Consider the following 16,259-nt stretch of genomic DNA (forward strand, 5'->3'; position numbering starts at 1 on the left):
CCTTTTTCTGTATCGTCTTACAGGCCGCATTCGGCCAGTTTCGCGGCCAGCAGCGCCTGCCATTCCGCGCGCAGCGCGTCATTGTCACGCCGCCGCAGGCCCATCTGCGCCAGGGTCGCGAAGCGCGCCGAGCCCGACAGGCCGAAGCCAGCCGCCACGCGCGGTGTCCAATAGGCGATGCTGGCGCGGGCGCCCTGTTCGTCGGTGGCGGCCAGACGCGCCAGACCTTCAAGGCCAAGCGCGGCATGACGCGCCTCGCGCGGGGCGATCTCGCGGAAGACCTCGGCCAGCGGAGCGTAAGAGATGCGGGTCAGTTCCGTCATCTGCACGCCCGTCGCCAGACCTTGCAGGACGTTCATCACCACCGCATCGGTCCAGCCGGACAGCGGATAGTGAAAGACCGACAGCCGCATGTCGCCCGATTGGCGCGCAGGCCCCAGATCGGCGTCGCGGGCCACGCGGGCGGCCCAGTCATGCTGGCGCTGATAGCGCGCCGTGTCGGTGCCGAAATCGCCCATCACGGCCAGCACGCGTTCCGCGTGATCGGCCTTTTCCAGCGTGATCCGGCTGGCGGCGATGCGTTCCTTGATGCCGGGCGCCCAGTTGATCGCGCCCGCGAACCCGGCCGAGGCCGCAAGCTGGCTGTCCACGAAGGACCCCATCAGGCGCAGCAATTCGCCGCGATAGCGCGCGGGCACATTGCCCGGCGCGGTCAGCACGCCCCCTTGGGCCAGGTATTCCTCGACCTGCATCACGTCATTCGTCATAGCTGACCACCACCTTCTGGCTGACGGGGAAGGCCTGGCAGGACAGGACATAGCCCGCCCGGACCTCGTAATCCTCAAGCGCGTGGTTCACGGCCATCTCGACCTCGCCCTCCAGCACCTTGCAGCGGCAGGTGGAACAGACGCCCGCCTTGCAGGAATAGGGCGCGTCCATGTCGGCGGCCAAGGCCGCGTCCAGGATCGACTGCCCCGAACGCGGCAGGGTCAGGGCGCGGGTCGTGCCGTCCAGCGTGACGGTGGCGGAAACGCCCTCGCCTTCGGGGATGGCGCTGGCGGACACGGCGCGGGCCTTGGCGCGGCCCGGCTGGCTGCTGGCGAACAGCTCGAACTTGATGCGATCGTCGGACAGGCCGTGGTCGCGCAAGCTGGCAGCGATGGCCAGCATCATCGGCTCGGGGCCGCAGATGAAGGCCGTGTCCACCGATTTCGGATCGATCCAGGCGCTGAACAGATGCGCCATCTTCTCGGCGTCGATGCGGCCGGTGAAGAGGTCGATCTCCTGCCCCTCCTGTTCCAGCACATGGATCACCGAAAGGCGGCCCAGATAGAGGTTCTTCAGATCCTCAAGCTCCTCTCGGAACATGATCGTGCTGATCTGGCGGTTGGCATAGACCAGCGTGAACCGCGATGCAGGCTCGCGCGCCAGGACCGTCTTGATGATCGACAGAAGCGGCGTGATGCCCGACCCGCCGGCAAAGCCCAGATAATGCCGCGCGGTCTCGGCATCCAGCGCCGTGAAGAACCGGCCCATCGGCGGCATCGCCTCGATCAGGTCGCCGGGCGCGAGGTTCTCGTTGGCCCAGGTCGAAAACGCGCCGCCATCGACGCGCTTGATGCCGACGCGCAGACAGCCCTCGTCGAGGCCCGCGCAGATCGAATAGCTGCGGCGCAATTCCTCGCCGTCGAAATCGCGGCGAAAGGTCAGATACTGGCCTTGGGTGAAATCGAACAGCGCGCGGTCCTCGGGGCGGGGCGCCAGCGTCACGACCACCGCGTCACGCGTCTCGCGCCGCACCTCGGTCACTGTCAGGGGATGGAAGCGTGCCATTGGGTGCGTTCCTCAGATGCATTTGAAATAGTCGAAGGGTTCCAGGCAGTCGGTGCAGCGATAGCTGGCCTTGCACGGGGTCGAGCCGAACTGGCTGACCTTTTCCGTCGCGTTCGATCCGCAGCGCGGGCAGGCGATCACCAGATTGGACGTGCCCGCCAGACGCGAGATGCGCCCCGCCAGCCGCCCATCCGCCGCCGTCCCGTCGATGGGCGGCGCGATGCCATAGGCGCGCAGCTTCTCGCGGCCTTCCTGCGTGATCCAGTCGGTCGTCCAGGGCGGCGACAGCTGACGCTTCAGCTCCAGCTTTTCGATGCCATGGGCGCGCAGGGCGGTCTCGATGTCCAGGTTGATGATGCCGGTCGCGGGGCAGCCCGAATAGGTGGGCGTGACCGTGACGACCAGCGTGTCGCCCTGCCAGGCCACGTCACGGATGATGCCCAGATCGGTCAGCGAGATGACCGGTATTTCGGGGTCCGGCACCTGGGCCAGCCAGTCCCAGACCTGTGCGGTATCGGGCGCGACCTGCATGGCGTTACCAGGTCGCGCCCGGATAGGCGCGCTGGAGGAACTGCATCTCGGCCAGGATATAGCCCAGATGCTCGCTGTGAACGCCGCGCTTGCCGCCGCCCGCGCCGGTCAGGCCGTGCTGCCAGACATCGCCGGGCAGGCGCAACGTCGCCTCGGCCATGACCTGTCCCACATTCCGGTCCCAGCCCGCGCGCAGGGAAGAGGGGGCTGCGATCACGCCCGCCTCGGCCAGCGCCCGGTCATCGGCGTCGTCGTGGAACATCTCGCCCGTATAGGACCAGAGCGCGTCCAGCGCCTTTTGCATCCGGTCATGGCTTTCAGCGGTGCCGTCGCCAAGCCGGATCACCAGATCGGCCGAGCGTTCCAGATGATAGGCGACCTCTTTTCTGGCCTTGGCCGCGATCTCGGCGATGCGGGCATCGGGAGAGGCGGCGGCGGCATCCAGCAATTCGATATGGAACGCGTCGAACAGGAACTGCCGCATCAGCGTGTGGCCGAAATCACCGTTCGGCCGTTCCACCAGCAGCAGGTTGCGGAAGGCGCCCGCGTCGCGCAGATAGGCAATGTTGTCGGCGGTTCGCCCCTTGCCCTCGACCTCTCCGGCAAGGCCCAGCCACAGCTGGCATTGCCCGATCAGGTCCAGCGCCTGGTTGGCCAGCGCGATGTCTTCCTCCAGCGCGGGGGCATGGCCGCACCATTCCGACACGCGATGGCCCAGGATCAGGGCATTGTCGCCCGTCCGCAGCAGCCATTCGAACAACGCATCGCGCGTCTGGTCCTGCGGGGCGGGCGCCCCCTGCCCCGCCTGCGCGGCGGCGAGTTTCTCGACCTCGGGGGTCATCACGTCAGGCAGCGAGGGCATCACATATGCCCCACTTCTTCGGGAATGTCGAAAAAGGTCGGGTGCCGATAGACCTTGGCGTTCGACGGCTCGAACAGCGGCCCCTTTTCCGACGGGCTGGAGGCCGTGATCGCGTTCGACGGCACGACCCAGATCGAGACGCCCTCGTTGCGGCGCGTATAGACGTCGCGGGCGTGGCGGATCGCGATTTCGGCGTCAGGCGCGTGCAGGCTGCCGACATGGCGATGGTTCAGGCCGTGCTGGCCGCGGATGAAAACTTCCCAAAGGGGCCATTCGCTGGACATGGGTTCCTCCCGATGATCTGGCAAAAAGGGGGCGGCGCGCGCCCCCGTGTCTATTCGGCGGCGATGCGCTGGCTGCGCGCCTTTTCGGCATGCGCCATCAGCCCGTCACGGAACCATGCCCCGTCCTCCCAGGCCTTGACGCGGGCGCCAAGCCGTTCGGCATTGCAGGGGCCGTTGCCGGCGATGACGGCGAAGAACTCGGACCAGTCGGGCTCGCTGAAATCATAGCCGCCCTTCTCCTCGTTCCATTTCAGGTTCTCGTCGGGGATGGTCAGGCCCAGATACTCGGCCTGCGGCACGGTCTGATCGACGAATTTCTGACGCAGCTCGTCATTGGTGTTCATCTTGATCTTCCACGCCATCGATTGCGCGGAATGGACCGAATCCTTGTCGGACGGGCCGAACATCATCAGCGAGGGATACCAGAACCGGTTCAGCGCATCCTGCGCCATCGCCTTCTGTTCCGGCGTGCCCGCGCACATCTTCATCATGATGTCGTAGCCCTGCCGCTGGTGGAAGGATTCCTCCTTGCAGATGCGGATCATGGCGCGGCTGTAGGGGCCGTAACTGGTGCGCTGCAACGGCACCTGGTTCATGATGGCTGCGCCGTCGACCAGCCAGCCCACCGCGCCCATATCGGCCCAGGTCAGGGTCGGATAGTTGAAGATCGACGAATATTTCATGTTGCCGGAATGCAGCTTCTCCAGCAGCTCGTCGCGGCTGACGCCAAGCGTCTCGGCTGCGGAATAGAGATAGAGGCCATGCCCCGCCTCGTCCTGGACCTTGGCCAGCAGGATCGCCTTGCGCTCCAGCGTGGGGGCGCGGGTGATCCAGTTGCCCTCGGGCAGCTGGCCCACGATTTCGCTGTGCGCGTGCTGGCCGATCTGGCGGATCAGCGTCTTGCGATAGCCCTCGGGCATCCATTCCTTCGGCTCGATCTTTTCGTTCCGGTCGATCCGCTCCTGAAAGGCGATCTCTTCGGGCGACATCTCTTCGCGCGATTTGGCGCCTTCGGATTTGACAAGCTGTGCATACATGGCGTGCGTTCCCTTCAGACCCGTTCGATGATGATGGCGATGCCCTGACCGACGCCGATGCACATGGTGCAAAGCGCATAGCGTCCGCCGGTGCGGTGCAGGTGATACATGGCGGTGGTGACAAGCCGGGCGCCCGACATGCCAAGAGGATGACCCAGAGCGATGGCGCCGCCATGAGGGTTCACATGCGGCGCATCATCAGGCAGGCCCAGATCGCGCAGAACAGCCAGCGCCTGCGCGGCAAAGGCCTCGTTCAATTCTACCACATCCATCTGGTCCAGCGTAAGACCGGCGCGGGCGAGAACCTTGCGGACCGCCGGAGCGGGGCCAAAGCCCATCACGCGCGGCTCGACGCCCGCGGCGGCCATGGCGACGATGCGGGCCTTGGGCGTCAGCCCTTGCGCGCGCGCGGCCTGTTCGGACAGGATCGCCAGCGCCGCCGCGCCGTCATTCACCCCCGAGGCATTCCCGGCCGTCACCGTCAGGTCGGGGCCGTTCACGCCTTTCAGGCGCGCCAGTTGTTCGACCGAGGTGCCGGGGCGCGGATGTTCGTCGGTATCAAAGACGACCGGGTCGCCCTTTTTCTGCGGCACATGGACCGGCACGATTTCCGTCGCGAAGATCCCGGCCTGTTGGGCTGCGGCCCAACGCGCCTGGCTGCGGGCGGCAAAGGCGTCCTGATCGGCGCGGCTGATGCCGTAATCCTCGGCCACGTTGTCGGCGGTTTCCGGCATCGAATGGGTGCCGTAGATCTTCTTCAGCGCCGGGTTCGGAAAGCGCCAGCCGATCGTCGTGTCGTAAACCGCATTGGCGCGGGAAAACGCGCTTTCGGCCTTGGGCATCACGAAGGGCGCGCGGGTCATGCTTTCGACCCCGCCCGCGATGACGAAATCGCAATCGCCCGCCTTGATGGCGCGCGCGGCCATACCGACCGCATCCATCCCCGACCCGCAAAGACGGTTCACCGTAGTCCCCGGCACGCCGACCGGCATCCCTGCCAGCAGCACGGCCATGCGACCCACATTGCGGTTATCCTCGCCCGCCTGATTGGCGCAGCCATAGATCAGGTCATCGACGGCCGACCAGTCGACGCCCGGATTGCGCTCCATCAGCGCGCGAAGCGGCAGCGCGGCCAGATCGTCCGCCCGGACCGAGGCCAGGGCCCCGCCATAGCGCCCGATGGGCGTGCGCACGGCGTCGCAGATGAAGGCGTCTTGCATTCCAGAATTCCTCCGATTCGTCCCCCGGCAGCGATTATTCATCGACCGCTCGGTCAGTGATACACCAGAAACATTACACGTCAAAGCAATTTTGACGCTGATCCGTAATGTTTCAAGACGCAGCGCGCGTCGGAACGGCGCACGGATCAGCGCAACATACTGATCCTGCTGCGACTTTCCTCGGTCTCTGCGGCAAGATGGCCCGCCATGTCCTCTAGCGCGGCGATGGCGGGCGCGGCCATGGGCGTCAACCGCAGATAGAGATCGCGGAACAGGACCCGCGCCGCGCTGCCCGACCAGTCTGCAGGCAACAGCGCCTCGGGCAGGAAGGGATCGCGCAGGACCGCGCCCCGATAGGCATGAACCAGCAGCAGCCGCAGCGTCAGCGCATCGGCCGCAGCGACATCGCCCCCCGCCAGCCCGTCCGCCACCCGCGCGAATTGCGCCAGGAACGCGTCATAGCGCGCGGCCAATCCGGCCAGATCCCAGAACCCGGCCAGGCCCGGCATAGCCTCGGGGTCATCATCGGCCACGCGCAGGATCAGCCGAGCACCGGGCGGCATCGCGCCCCAATCCGGCGCCAGCCAGCACGAGCCCCCCGCCGCGGCCATGTGAAACCGCCGCCGGATCAGATCGGGCACATCATCGACCGCCAGCAGCATCCACCCCCGAGGCCGTGCCGCCCGGTCGTAAAGCCGCCGCGTCGCGGCCGCGAATTCCGCCCGCGCCGCAGGGGCCAGCCGGTAGAAACTGCGCCGACCCTGCCGTTCGCCCTGCAACCGCCCCGAGGCGACCAGACGAGAGACCGCCGTGCGGACAAGGTTCTCGCTGATGCCAAGCCGGGCGCAGGTCTCGATCAGGCTGCCCATCCACAGAACCTCGCCGCGCGGAACGACGACATCGCCATAGACGGTCACGATGAAGCCGGGCGCGGCGACATCCAGTGCCTGCGCAAGGGCGGCGCCGCAAAAGCGCTCCGGCATGTCCATCGGCATGTCTCCGTCAGCTGGTCCGGGCTGCTTCTGGCCTATCGCGAGGGGCGGGACAACCGCAAGGCTCAGCAACTCCAGCGCCTTTGGGACACAAGACGATCACGCGAGCCCGCGCAAAGCCCGCAAGACCATCGGACAGATGTCCGTAACGCGCAGGTCCGCACGCTGCTATCCCGAACTTTTTTCTGAAATTCCCTCGACGCCCCGAAGCTGCGCAATGAACCGCGCCATTTCCCGAGGCTCTGGCGCAGTGCCGGTGTAGATCTCGACATAGGTCGGGATGCGCGCGAGACGCGTCTGAAGATCCTCCTCTGCCTGCATCGAGATATAGCCGATCTGAACAAGGTAGATGGCGCGGGCGCGGACATCGGCCACATCGGGCTTGTGCCCCCATCGCCGCACCATGGCCGTCAGAGCCGCAAGGCGCGCTGTATCGGCAGCCTCGACCCGGCGCATGACGTCCTGATCCTGCAGCGCCCAGCTGCGGATCGCAAATTCAAGCCGGGAATCGAAGGTGTCCGGTGACACGAAGCAGCCGATCACGTTCAGCATCGCCTCGGCCTGCGTCTCGGCATATTGCCGCGTCGCCGCGACCAGGGGCTCGGTCGTGCGGGCGGCCCATCCGTCCAGCAGCGCGGCCAGCAGCGCCTCGCGATCCTCGAAGAACCAGTAGAAGCTGGTCCGCGACAAGCCCAGCTGCCTGGCCAACGGCATGATCTTCACGGCATCGACGCCGTTCTCGATCAGGGCCTTGTAACCCGCCTCCAGCCAGCCGTCTCGCGAGCCCCGCCATCCGCTTGCGGGTTGGGAATGTTCGGTCATGTCGAAACCATATTCGGCACCGCCGACGGCTGCAAAGGAAATGTGCGTGCCAGATCAGCAACCAGACACCTCCGTATCTCTTTCTTGACGCCTGTGAACATTTCCATTCTTCTGGTCCCGGTTTCACAGAAAAGGCAGTTCCTTATGGCGCAAGATCCCCTTTTGCAGCCCTTCCAGCTGAAGCATCTCACCCTTCGCAACCGGATCATGATCACCAGCCACGAGCCTGCCTATCCCGAGGACGGGATGCCCAAGGGGCGCTACCGGGCCTATCATGCCGAGCGGGCCAAGGCCGGGGTCGCGCTGACCATGACGGCCGGTTCGGCGGCGGTCTCGCGCGACAGCCCGCCGGTCTTCAACAACATTCTCGCCTGGAAGGACGAGGTCGTCGGCTGGATGAAGCAGTTGGTGGACGAGTGCCACGACCACGGCGCGGCGGTGATGATCCAGCTGACCCATCTGGGCCGGCGCACGCGATGGGACAAGGGCGACTGGCTGCCCGTGCTGGCCCCCAGCGACGAGCGCGAGGCCGCGCACCGGGCCTTTCCCAAGCGGCTGGAGGACTGGGACCTCGCCCGCATCAAAACCGATTTCGCCGATGCCGCCGAGCGCATGAAGGCGGCGTGCGTCGATGGGATCGAGCTGGAAGCCTATGGCCACCTGCTCGAACAGTTCTGGTCGCCCCTGACGAACGATCTTGAGGCGCCTTACGGCGGCAGCCTCGAGAACCGGCTGCGCTTTACGACCGAGGTGCTGGGTGCGATCCGAGAGCGCTGCGGCCCGGACTTCATCATCGGGCTGCGCTACACGGGCGATCAGGTCCTGCCCGGCGGGATGACCGAGGCCGAGGGCCTGCGCGTGTCGCAATTGCTCAGGGACAGCGGGCTGGTTGATTTCCTGAACGTGGTGCGCGGCCATATCGACACGGATGCGGGCTTGACCGACCTCATTCCCGTGCAGGGGATGCGAAACGCGCCGCATCTGGACTTTGCCGGCCAGATCCGGCGCGCGACCGGCTTTCCGACCTTCCACGCCGCCAAGATCCCGGACGTGGCGACGGCGCGCCATGCCATCGCCTCAGGCCTTCTGGACATGGTGGGAATGACTCGGGCGCATATGGCCGACCCACATCTGGTCAGAAAGGTGATCGAGGGGCGCGAGGACGATATCCGGCCCTGTGTCGGCGCGAATTACTGCCTCGACCGCATCTATCAGGGCGGCATGGCCTTCTGCCTGCACAACGCGGCGACCGGCCGCGAAGAGACGATGCCGCACGACATCCCGCCCGCACCGGCGCCGCGCCGCGTCACCATCGTCGGGGCCGGACCGGCAGGGCTGGAGGCCGCCCGCGTCGCCGCCGCGCGCGGACACAAGGTCACCGTCTTCGAGGCCGCCGACCAACCCGGCGGACAGGTCCGCCTGACCGCCCGGCAAGAGCGGCGGCGCGAGATGATCTCGATCATCTCCTGGCGGATGGCGATGTGCCAGAAGCACGGCGTCACCTTCAACTTCAACACCCTCGCCGATGCCGATGCCGTTCTGGCCACAGATCCGGATGAGGTCATCATCGCCACCGGCGGGCTGCCGCATACCGAGGTGCTGGCGACGGGAAACGAGCTGACCTGCTCGGCCTGGGACATCCTGTCGGGTGATGTGAAGCCCGGCGCGAATGTCCTGATCTTTGACGACGCCGGCGATCACGCAGCGCTGCAGGCCGCCGATGTCATTGCCGCGACGGGGGCGGCGGTCGAGATCGTGACCCCGGACCGCAGCTTCGCGCCCGAGGTCATGGCGATGAACCTCGTGCCTTACATGCGCAGCCTCCAGCGGCGGGACGTCACCTTCACGGTAACCTGGCGGCTGATCTCGGTTTCGCGCGAGGGCAATCAGCTGCGGGCCACGCTTGGCAGCGACTATGGCGACATGACACGGCAACGGCTGGTCGATCAGGTCGTGGTGAATCACGGCACCCGGCCGCTGGATGAGTTGTATTTCGACCTCAAGCCGCTGTCCCGCAACCTCGGCGAGGTCGATTACGAGGCGCTGGTGGCAGGCAGGACCCAACCCGAGGCAGGGCAGCCCGGGTCCGGCTTCCGCCTCTGGCGGATCGGTGACGCGGTGGCCGCGCGCAACACTCATGCAGCCATTTACGACGCGTTGCGGCTGACAAAGGATCTCTGACCGTCAGCGGAAGAACCCCCGTTGCCGTCGCATGATGCGACGGCAACGGGGCGGCATGTGCAGTCCGTCGAGAGCGGGCCCTTTTCGCTGGCCGGTTCGGCCAGCGTTCTGCAGCAATCGCGCCAGTCAGATCCTGATCGTGCTGCGCCAGAGCGGCAGCCGAAAATACTGCGTGACACGGCAGTGGGGATGGTAGTATGGTAGCATGGAGAGCAGGAGAAGATGTTGGAACCGGGTGAAGCGATCCAGCCAAAGTTCGTGAGCGTCGTGGATCAGCTGGTCGAACGGTTGCGCGTCGCGATCATCAACAACATCCTCACCCCCGGCACGCGGATGTCCGAGGCCGAGGTTGCGCTGACCTACGGGGTCAGCCGCCAACCGGTCCGCGAAGCCTTCATCAAGCTGGCGAACGAGAGCCTTCTGGATATCCGCCCGCAGCGCGGCACCTTCGTCGCCAAGATCTCGCTGCCGCATGTGATGGACGCGCGCTTCGTGCGCGAGGCGGTCGAGGCCGACATCGTCAAGCTGCTGGTCGCAGCGCCCGACCCGGCGATGATCGCAGATCTCCGACGCCAGCTTGTGGCTCAGCAGCAGCTGGTCGGCGGCTCGGCGCGCGACTTCATCGAGGCCGACGAAACCTTTCACCGGACTCTGGCCGAGGGCGCCGGCAAAGAGCGCGCCTGGCAGGTCGTGGTCGAGATGAAGGCTCAGATGGACCGGGTGCGCGTCCTGTCCAGCATGCATTTCCCGGTCGACAGGCTGGTTGCGCAGCATCAGGCGATTGTTGATGCCATCGCGGCCGGAGACGGCGCAACGGCAGAGCAGCAGCTGCGCCTGCATCTGCAGGGCATCCTGCGGGACCTGCCCGTGATCAAGCAGGAACGTCCCGAATACTTTCTTTGATGCCGGACCACCGGCGCCTTGATCCTTGGAGGAGGATAATGACGATGAACACGATCACCGGATTTCTGGCGTCCTGCGCGCTGACCGTTCTGGGCGGCGCCGCGATGGCGCAGGAGGTGACGCTGAAGCTCGGCCACCTCGCAAATGAGGACAACATCTGGCACAAGGCCGTCGTGAAGTTCGCCGAAGAGGTGGACACCCTGACCGAAGGCCGCGTCGCGGTCGAGATCTACCCCAACGAATCGCTCGGCAAGGAGATCGACCTGATCAACGGCATGCAGCTTGGCACCGCCGACATGACCATCACCGGGGAAAGCCTGCAGAACTGGGCGCCCACGGCCGCGCTGCTGGCCCTGCCCTACGCCTACCAGTCGCTTGAGCACATGGACGAGGTCGCCTCGGGCGAGATCGGCGACCGGATCGAAGCCGAGATCATCGAGAAGGCCGACATCCGCCCGCTGACCTATTTCGCCCGCGGCCCGCGCAACCTGTCGGCCAACCGCGAGATCACCACCCCCGCCGACCTGAACGGCTTCAAGCTGCGGGTGCCGAACGTGCCGCTGTTCGTGGCCGCCTGGCAGGCGCTTGGCGCGAACCCGACGCCGATGGCCTTCTCCGAGGTGTTCACCTCGCTGCAGAACGGCACCATCGAGGGGCAGGAAAACCCGCTGGCCCTGTTCAAGTCAGGCGGCTTCTACGAGGTCCAGCGCGTCGTGAACCGGACCGAGCATGTCCGGTCCTGGATCTACCTGGCCATCTCGGAACGCAGCTGGGACCGCCTGTCCGAGGATGACCAGGCCGCGCTGATGGAGGCCGCCGCCCGCACCCAGACCTACGAGCGCGAGCTGTTCCTGGCGGACGAAGAAGCGCTGGTCGCCGATCTGGAAGGCCGTGGCGTGACCTTCCACGATGTCGATCAGGCCGCCTTTGCCGAAGCCGCACGTGATGCCGTGCTCGGCGCCGTCGCGGCCGAGATCCGCCCCGTCGCGGAAGAGATCTTCAACCGCTGATCAACCGGGCCCCGCCCCGCGGCGGGGCCTCTTTCGTGGGAGGGGATGATGACCAAGGCGTTCAAGCGGCTGGAAGGCTTCTGCCGGCTGCTGATCTTTGCGGCTTTCATGATCCTGATGGGTTCGGTCCTGCTTCAGGTGTTCTCGCGCACCTTTCTCAGCACCGCGCCCGTCTGGACCGAAGAGCTGACACGCTTCTGCCTGATCTTCATCGCGGCGCTCGGGGCGGGGCTGGCCTTGCGCAGCGGCGACATGGTCAACGTCGATCTCATCTGCGAGAGCCTGCCGGGCCGGGGACCCTTCGTGCTGCGTCTGGTCTCGGCCGTGATCACGGCGGGCTTCGCGCTTGCGCTGCTGCCGGCGGCCTGGGCCTATACCGCGATCGGGGCGCGCCAGACCGCGCCGTCGCTTGGCTGGCGGATGGATTTCATCCACGCCTCGGTCATCGTGCTTTTCGTCACCCTCGCACTCTGGGCGCTGCTGCGCGTGCTGGAGATGCTGACCAGCCGGCATGACGGCCGCCCGATCCCCACCTCGGAGGACCATTGATGGGCCTTGCGCTGCTTCTGGGCACGTTCGTGCTGGGCCTTGTCATCGGGCTGCCGGTGGCCGTCACGCTTGGCCTGTCCTCGATGGCTTACCTGCTGTTTGCCGACATCCCGCTGGTCGTGATTCCGCAGAAGATGTATGCAGGGATGGACAGCTTCGTGCTGCTGTGCATCCCGGGCTTCATCCTGGCGGGCAACCTGATGAACGCGGGCGGCATCACCGAGCGGATCGTGCGCTTTGCCAACGCCCTTGTCGGCTGGATGCGCGGCGGGCTGGCGCAGGCCAATATCGCCGCCTCGATGCTGTTCGGCGGCGTCTCGGGCACGGCGGTGGCCGACGTCGCCTCGGTCGGCGGGATGATGATCCCCGGCATGAAGAAGGTCGGCTATCCCGCGCCCTTCGCGGCGGCGGTGACGGCGGCGTCCTCGACCGTCGGGCCGATGATCCCGCCAAGCGTGCCGATGATCATCGTCGGCTCTCTGTCCGGCCTGTCGGTCGGCAAGCTGTTCCTGGCGGGCGCGGTGCCGGGCCTGATGCTGGGCGGCATGATGATGATCGCCACATACTTCATCGCCCGCCGCCGCAACTTTCCGCGCGAGCCGTGGCAGGGCGTGCGCGAGCTGCTGTCCTCGTTCACCGGCGCGGTCTGGGCGATCGCGATGACGGTGATGATCGTGGGCGGGCTGCTGATCGGCATCACCACCCCCACCGAAACCGCCGTCGTGGCCAGCCTCTATGCCGCGATCGTCGGGCTGTTCGTCTATCGCGAATTGCCTTTGCGGCGCATCCCCGGCATCATCGTCAACAGTGCCATCAGCTCGGCCGGGATCCTGGTGCTGGTGGGCACCGCGAACGTCTTCGGCTGGATCCTGGTGGCCGAACGTATCCCCCAGATGCTGGCCGACGGCGTCCTGTCCGTCACCCAGAACAAGATCATCGTGATCCTGCTGATCAACCTGCTGCTGCTGTTCGTCGGCATGTTCATGGAGACGATCGCCGCGCTGATAATCCTGTTCGTGCCCTTGCAGGCACTGGCAGCCGCCGTCGGGATCGACCCGCTGCATTTCGCGGTCTTTGCGGTCCTGAACCTGATGATCGGACTGACGACACCACCGGTGGGCGTGTGTCTGTTCGTCGCGTCGAACATCGCGCGGCTGCCCCTGTCGCCGGTGATCCGCGCGATCACGCCCTATATCATCACCAATATCATCGTCCTTCTGCTGGTCAGCTACATCCCCGCCCTGTCGACCTGGCTGCCCAACACGCTGATGCCCTGAGGCCCACATGACCGTGACCCACACCAACCGCGTCGTCTGCCTGCACGCGCAGGACGACCTGAGGCTCGAAACCCGAACCGCCGAAACCCCCGGCCCCGGAGAGGTGCTTGTCGCCGTCATGGCTGGCGGCATCTGCGGCTCGGACCTGCATTACTGGCTGGAGGGCGGGATCGGCACGATCCGGGTGCGTGAACCGATCATCCTGGGGCACGAGGCCGCGGGGCGGATCGCGGCACTGGGCGCGGGCGTCGCCGGGCTTTCGGTGGGCCAGCTTGTGGCGATGAACCCCTCGCATCCCTGCGGAGCCTGCGAATTCTGCCAGCAGGGACTGGAACGGCACTGCACCGCGATGAAGTTCAAGGGCTCGGCCATGTATCTGCCCCACCAGCAGGGCATGTTCCGCGACCGCATGGTGATCGGCGCCGGCCAGTGCCACCCGCTGCCTGCCGGAATCGCGCCGGGCGCCGCCGCCTGCGCCGAGCCTCTGGCGGTCTGCCTGCACGCCGCCCGCCGGGCCGAGGACGTGTCGGGGCCGCTGACCGGCAAGACGGTGCTGGTCACGGGTGCGGGGCCGATCGGCGCGCTCTGCATCGCGGTGGCACGCCAGCGCGGGGCCGCCACTATCCTCGTCACCGACATTCAGGACGCCACGCTTGCCGTTGCCCGCCGGATGGGCGCCGACCATGCGATCAACACCCGCACCGATCCCGAAGGGCTGGCCCCCTGGCGCAAAGGCAAGGGCCAGGTCGATCTGGTCTTCGAATGCTCGGCCGCCGCGCCTGCCATCGCCGACGCGGTGTCCTGCCTGCGCCCCTTGGGCACGCTGGTGCAGGTCGGCGTCGCCGGCCCGACCGCCCTGCCCCTGAACGTGATGGTCGGCAAAGAGATCCTGTTCGTCGGCTCGCAGCGTTTCGACGTCGAATTCGCCGAGGCCGTCCAGCTGATCGGGTCGGGCGCCATCGATCCGCGCCCGATGATCACCGGCACCTATCCCCTCGAGCAGGCGCAGGCGGCCTTCGACGCGGCCCGCGACCGCGCCCGCTCGGTCAAGGTGCAGATTGAATTCGCCGCCGCGAGCGGCCCTGACGACAGTGAGATGACCGCATGAGACAGACCTGGCGCTGGTTCGGACCCAAGGACCTCGTATCCATCGACGACATGATGCAGGCCGGGGTCGAGGGGGTCGTCTCGGCCCTCCACCACGTCCCCACGGGCGAGGTCTGGACCCCGGACGAGATCGCGCAGCGGCAGGCCGAGCTTGCCGTGATGAAGGACGGTGCCCCCTCGGGGCTGGCCTGGGAAGTGGTCGAGAGCCTGCCGGTCTCCGAGGACATCAAGCGCCAGAGCGGCGACTGGAAGCGCCACATCGAGAACTGGAAGACCTCGATGCGCCACCTGCGCGAGGCGGGGCTGGAGGTGATCTGCTACAACTTCATGCCGATCCTGGACTGGACGCGCACCGACCTGGCCTGGCGCCTGCCGAACGGCGCGACCTGCATGCGTTTCGACGCCATCGACTTTGCCGCGTTCGACCTGTTCCTGCTGCAGCGGGACGGCGCGCCCGATGACTACACCCCCGAAGTGACCGAGGCCGCCCGCGCCCGTTTTGCCGACATGTCCGAGGCCCGCAAGGCAGAACTGGCCGGCAACGTCGTCTTTGGCCTGCCCGGCGCGGCCGAGCGCATGTCGATGGAGGACGTCAGGACCCATCTGGCCCGCTATCACAGCATCCCGGCCGACCGGCTGCGCGGCCATCTGGTCGATTTCCTGGCCGAGGTTACGCCCCTGGCACAGGAACTGGGGATGCGCCTCTGCTGCCACCCCGACGATCCGCCCTTTCCCCTGCTGGGCCTGCCCCGCATCATGTCCACCGAGGCCGATTACAAGGCGGTGATGGATGCGGTGGATCTGCCAGCGAACGGCATCACGCTCTGCACCGGCTCGCTTGGGGCGCGGGCGGACAATGATCTGCCGGGAATGATGCAGCGGCTGGGCGACCGGGTGCATTTCCTGCACTTGCGCAACGTCGCGCTGGAAGAGCGGCGGCTGGGCGGCTCGTTCCACGAGGCGGCGCATCTTGAAGGCAATACCGACATGGTCGCGGTCATCGCCGCCGTGCTGACCGAAGAGCAAAGGCGCCGCGAGGCTGGCCGTCCCGACTGGCAGATCCCGATGCGGCCGGATCACGGGCAGGATATCCTGGACGACCTGAACCACCGCGCGCAGCCGGGCTATCCGGCCATCGGGCGGCTCAAGGGACTGGCCGAACTGCGCGGCATCATGACCGCGCTCAGCCATCCGCTGTCCGCCGGTTATCTGCAAGCGCAGAGAAAGGATGAGACCCTCTGATCGCGGCGGCAAGGCGGTGGCCCCCTGCCCCGCCTGCCAGAGCATGTGCCGAATCATCCCGCGCTGAAAATGGATGGCGATCTCGGCTCGGCAAACAGACGCTATCGTCCACGACCACCGTTCTGAACAGCGCTTTGGCGCCCTGAAGGTTCTCCTCTGAAGCCTGCCCAGGGCGACAAGGCGACAGAATCGCGCCTGCCCTGCCGTGGCAGCCCTCGGTGTTCGACCCTTGGTCTGATGATGATCCCCAGCACCCTGGAAACGCCAGCTTGCGCTAACAATACCATTAAGATACCATTGATACGGCTCATAGCCCTGATTTTGCTCACTATTATCGTAAGTATAGGCTCCATTTTACCATTGGTATTTATTTGGTATTCTTTCCTTACGATTTGATAGTCACGCGATT

At 66.3% G+C, this 16,259-nt stretch carries 16 protein-coding genes; 7 read left to right on the forward strand and 9 right to left on the reverse strand.

What is annotated here, in order from left to right; genetic code table 11:
- Positions 1-17: 17 nt before the first annotated feature.
- The 9 genes from ACTZWU_RS08940 to ACTZWU_RS08980 all read right to left on the reverse strand — a co-directional run bounded on the left by ACTZWU_RS08940 (position 18) and on the right by ACTZWU_RS08980 (position 7,581).
- Entirely contained in the window at positions 18-767 is a 750-nt protein-coding gene (locus ACTZWU_RS08940; RefSeq protein ID WP_444737004.1) for a Phenylacetic acid catabolic protein, read from the reverse strand.
- Positions 757-1,833: a 1,2-phenylacetyl-CoA epoxidase subunit PaaE gene (gene paaE / locus ACTZWU_RS08945; RefSeq protein ID WP_444737005.1), complete on the reverse strand. Its 1,077-nt coding sequence runs from the start codon at positions 1,831-1,833 to the stop codon at positions 757-759. Before paaE ends, ACTZWU_RS08940 begins: the two co-directional genes overlap by 11 nt.
- Before the next feature lie 12 nt (positions 1,834-1,845).
- Positions 1,846-2,364, reverse strand: a complete 519-nt coding sequence (gene paaD, locus ACTZWU_RS08950) for a 1,2-phenylacetyl-CoA epoxidase subunit PaaD (protein ID WP_444737006.1) — start codon at positions 2,362-2,364, stop codon at positions 1,846-1,848.
- Between the two features lie 4 nt (positions 2,365-2,368).
- Complete coding sequence (paaC, locus tag ACTZWU_RS08955; protein WP_444737007.1) at positions 2,369-3,226, reverse strand: 1,2-phenylacetyl-CoA epoxidase subunit PaaC; 858 nt, start codon at positions 3,224-3,226, stop codon at positions 2,369-2,371.
- Positions 3,226-3,510, reverse strand: coding sequence for a 1,2-phenylacetyl-CoA epoxidase subunit PaaB (paaB, locus tag ACTZWU_RS08960; RefSeq protein WP_304617216.1), 285 nt, complete (start codon positions 3,508-3,510; stop codon positions 3,226-3,228). Before paaB ends, paaC begins: the two co-directional genes overlap by 1 nt.
- A 50-nt stretch (positions 3,511-3,560) precedes the next feature.
- Complete coding sequence (gene paaA / locus ACTZWU_RS08965) at positions 3,561-4,547, reverse strand: 1,2-phenylacetyl-CoA epoxidase subunit PaaA (protein ID WP_444737008.1); 987 nt, start codon at positions 4,545-4,547, stop codon at positions 3,561-3,563.
- Between the two features lie 14 nt (positions 4,548-4,561).
- Entirely contained in the window at positions 4,562-5,767 is a 1,206-nt protein-coding gene (gene pcaF, locus ACTZWU_RS08970; RefSeq protein ID WP_444737009.1) for a 3-oxoadipyl-CoA thiolase, read from the reverse strand.
- 146 nt (positions 5,768-5,913) lie between these two features.
- Complete coding sequence (locus tag ACTZWU_RS08975; RefSeq protein ID WP_444737010.1) at positions 5,914-6,756, reverse strand: PaaX family transcriptional regulator C-terminal domain-containing protein; 843 nt, start codon at positions 6,754-6,756, stop codon at positions 5,914-5,916.
- Between the two features lie 171 nt (positions 6,757-6,927).
- Positions 6,928-7,581 (reverse strand): TetR/AcrR family transcriptional regulator, encoded by a 654-nt coding sequence (locus ACTZWU_RS08980; protein WP_444737011.1) that lies wholly within the window; start codon positions 7,579-7,581, stop codon positions 6,928-6,930.
- Between the two features lie 144 nt (positions 7,582-7,725).
- Between ACTZWU_RS08980 and hpbA the strand changes: the two genes are divergently transcribed.
- From hpbA to uxuA, 7 genes are all read left to right on the forward strand, one after another.
- A complete protein-coding gene (gene hpbA / locus ACTZWU_RS08985; RefSeq protein WP_444737012.1) occupies positions 7,726-9,762 on the forward strand; it encodes an N-methyl-L-proline N-demethylase HpbA in 2,037 nt (678 codons plus the stop codon).
- Between the two features lie 222 nt (positions 9,763-9,984).
- Positions 9,985-10,665, forward strand: coding sequence for a GntR family transcriptional regulator (locus tag ACTZWU_RS08990; protein ID WP_444737013.1), 681 nt, complete (start codon positions 9,985-9,987; stop codon positions 10,663-10,665).
- A 44-nt stretch (positions 10,666-10,709) separates the two neighbouring features.
- The gene (locus tag ACTZWU_RS08995) at positions 10,710-11,675 is read left to right on the forward strand and encodes a TRAP transporter substrate-binding protein (protein ID WP_444737014.1); all 966 of its coding nucleotides are present in this window, start codon (positions 10,710-10,712) and stop codon (positions 11,673-11,675) included.
- A 48-nt stretch (positions 11,676-11,723) separates the two neighbouring features.
- Entirely contained in the window at positions 11,724-12,224 is a 501-nt protein-coding gene (locus ACTZWU_RS09000; RefSeq protein ID WP_444737015.1) for a TRAP transporter small permease, read from the forward strand.
- Positions 12,224-13,501, forward strand: coding sequence for a TRAP transporter large permease (locus ACTZWU_RS09005; protein ID WP_444737016.1), 1,278 nt, complete (start codon positions 12,224-12,226; stop codon positions 13,499-13,501). The genes ACTZWU_RS09000 and ACTZWU_RS09005 overlap by 1 nt, the downstream gene beginning before the upstream one ends.
- A gap of 7 nt (positions 13,502-13,508) precedes the next feature.
- Positions 13,509-14,609, forward strand: coding sequence for an L-idonate 5-dehydrogenase (locus ACTZWU_RS09010; protein ID WP_444737017.1), 1,101 nt, complete (start codon positions 13,509-13,511; stop codon positions 14,607-14,609).
- A complete protein-coding gene (uxuA, locus tag ACTZWU_RS09015) occupies positions 14,606-15,850 on the forward strand; it encodes a mannonate dehydratase (protein ID WP_444737018.1) in 1,245 nt (414 codons plus the stop codon). The genes ACTZWU_RS09010 and uxuA overlap by 4 nt, the downstream gene beginning before the upstream one ends.
- Positions 15,851-16,259 lie beyond the last annotated feature (409 nt).

The organism is Paracoccus sp. NSM, assembly GCF_052379855.1.
Taxonomy (GTDB): domain Bacteria; phylum Pseudomonadota; class Alphaproteobacteria; order Rhodobacterales; family Rhodobacteraceae; genus Paracoccus.

Bases quoted from the DNA above. Each gene is read 5' to 3' on its own strand.
- ACTZWU_RS08940 (WP_444737004.1), bottom strand. From the start codon at position 767: ATGACGAATGACGTGATGCAGGTCGAGGAATACCTGGCCCAAGGGGGC.
- paaE (WP_444737005.1), bottom strand. From the start codon at position 1,833: ATGGCACGCTTCCATCCCCTGACAGTGACCGAGGTGCGGCGCGAGACG.
- paaD (WP_444737006.1), bottom strand. From the start codon at position 2,364: ATGCAGGTCGCGCCCGATACCGCACAGGTCTGGGACTGGCTGGCCCAG.
- paaC (WP_444737007.1), bottom strand. From the start codon at position 3,226: ATGCCCTCGCTGCCTGACGTGATGACCCCCGAGGTCGAGAAACTCGCC.
- paaB (WP_304617216.1), bottom strand. From the start codon at position 3,510: ATGTCCAGCGAATGGCCCCTTTGGGAAGTTTTCATCCGCGGCCAGCAC.
- paaA (WP_444737008.1), bottom strand. From the start codon at position 4,547: ATGTATGCACAGCTTGTCAAATCCGAAGGCGCCAAATCGCGCGAAGAG.
- pcaF (WP_444737009.1), bottom strand. From the start codon at position 5,767: ATGCAAGACGCCTTCATCTGCGACGCCGTGCGCACGCCCATCGGGCGC.
- ACTZWU_RS08975 (WP_444737010.1), bottom strand. From the start codon at position 6,756: ATGGACATGCCGGAGCGCTTTTGCGGCGCCGCCCTTGCGCAGGCACTG.
- ACTZWU_RS08980 (WP_444737011.1), bottom strand. From the start codon at position 7,581: ATGACCGAACATTCCCAACCCGCAAGCGGATGGCGGGGCTCGCGAGAC.
- hpbA (WP_444737012.1), top strand. From the start codon at position 7,726: ATGGCGCAAGATCCCCTTTTGCAGCCCTTCCAGCTGAAGCATCTCACC.
- ACTZWU_RS08990 (WP_444737013.1), top strand. From the start codon at position 9,985: ATGTTGGAACCGGGTGAAGCGATCCAGCCAAAGTTCGTGAGCGTCGTG.
- ACTZWU_RS08995 (WP_444737014.1), top strand. From the start codon at position 10,710: ATGAACACGATCACCGGATTTCTGGCGTCCTGCGCGCTGACCGTTCTG.
- ACTZWU_RS09000 (WP_444737015.1), top strand. From the start codon at position 11,724: ATGACCAAGGCGTTCAAGCGGCTGGAAGGCTTCTGCCGGCTGCTGATC.
- ACTZWU_RS09005 (WP_444737016.1), top strand. From the start codon at position 12,224: ATGGGCCTTGCGCTGCTTCTGGGCACGTTCGTGCTGGGCCTTGTCATC.
- ACTZWU_RS09010 (WP_444737017.1), top strand. From the start codon at position 13,509: ATGACCGTGACCCACACCAACCGCGTCGTCTGCCTGCACGCGCAGGAC.
- uxuA (WP_444737018.1), top strand. From the start codon at position 14,606: ATGAGACAGACCTGGCGCTGGTTCGGACCCAAGGACCTCGTATCCATC.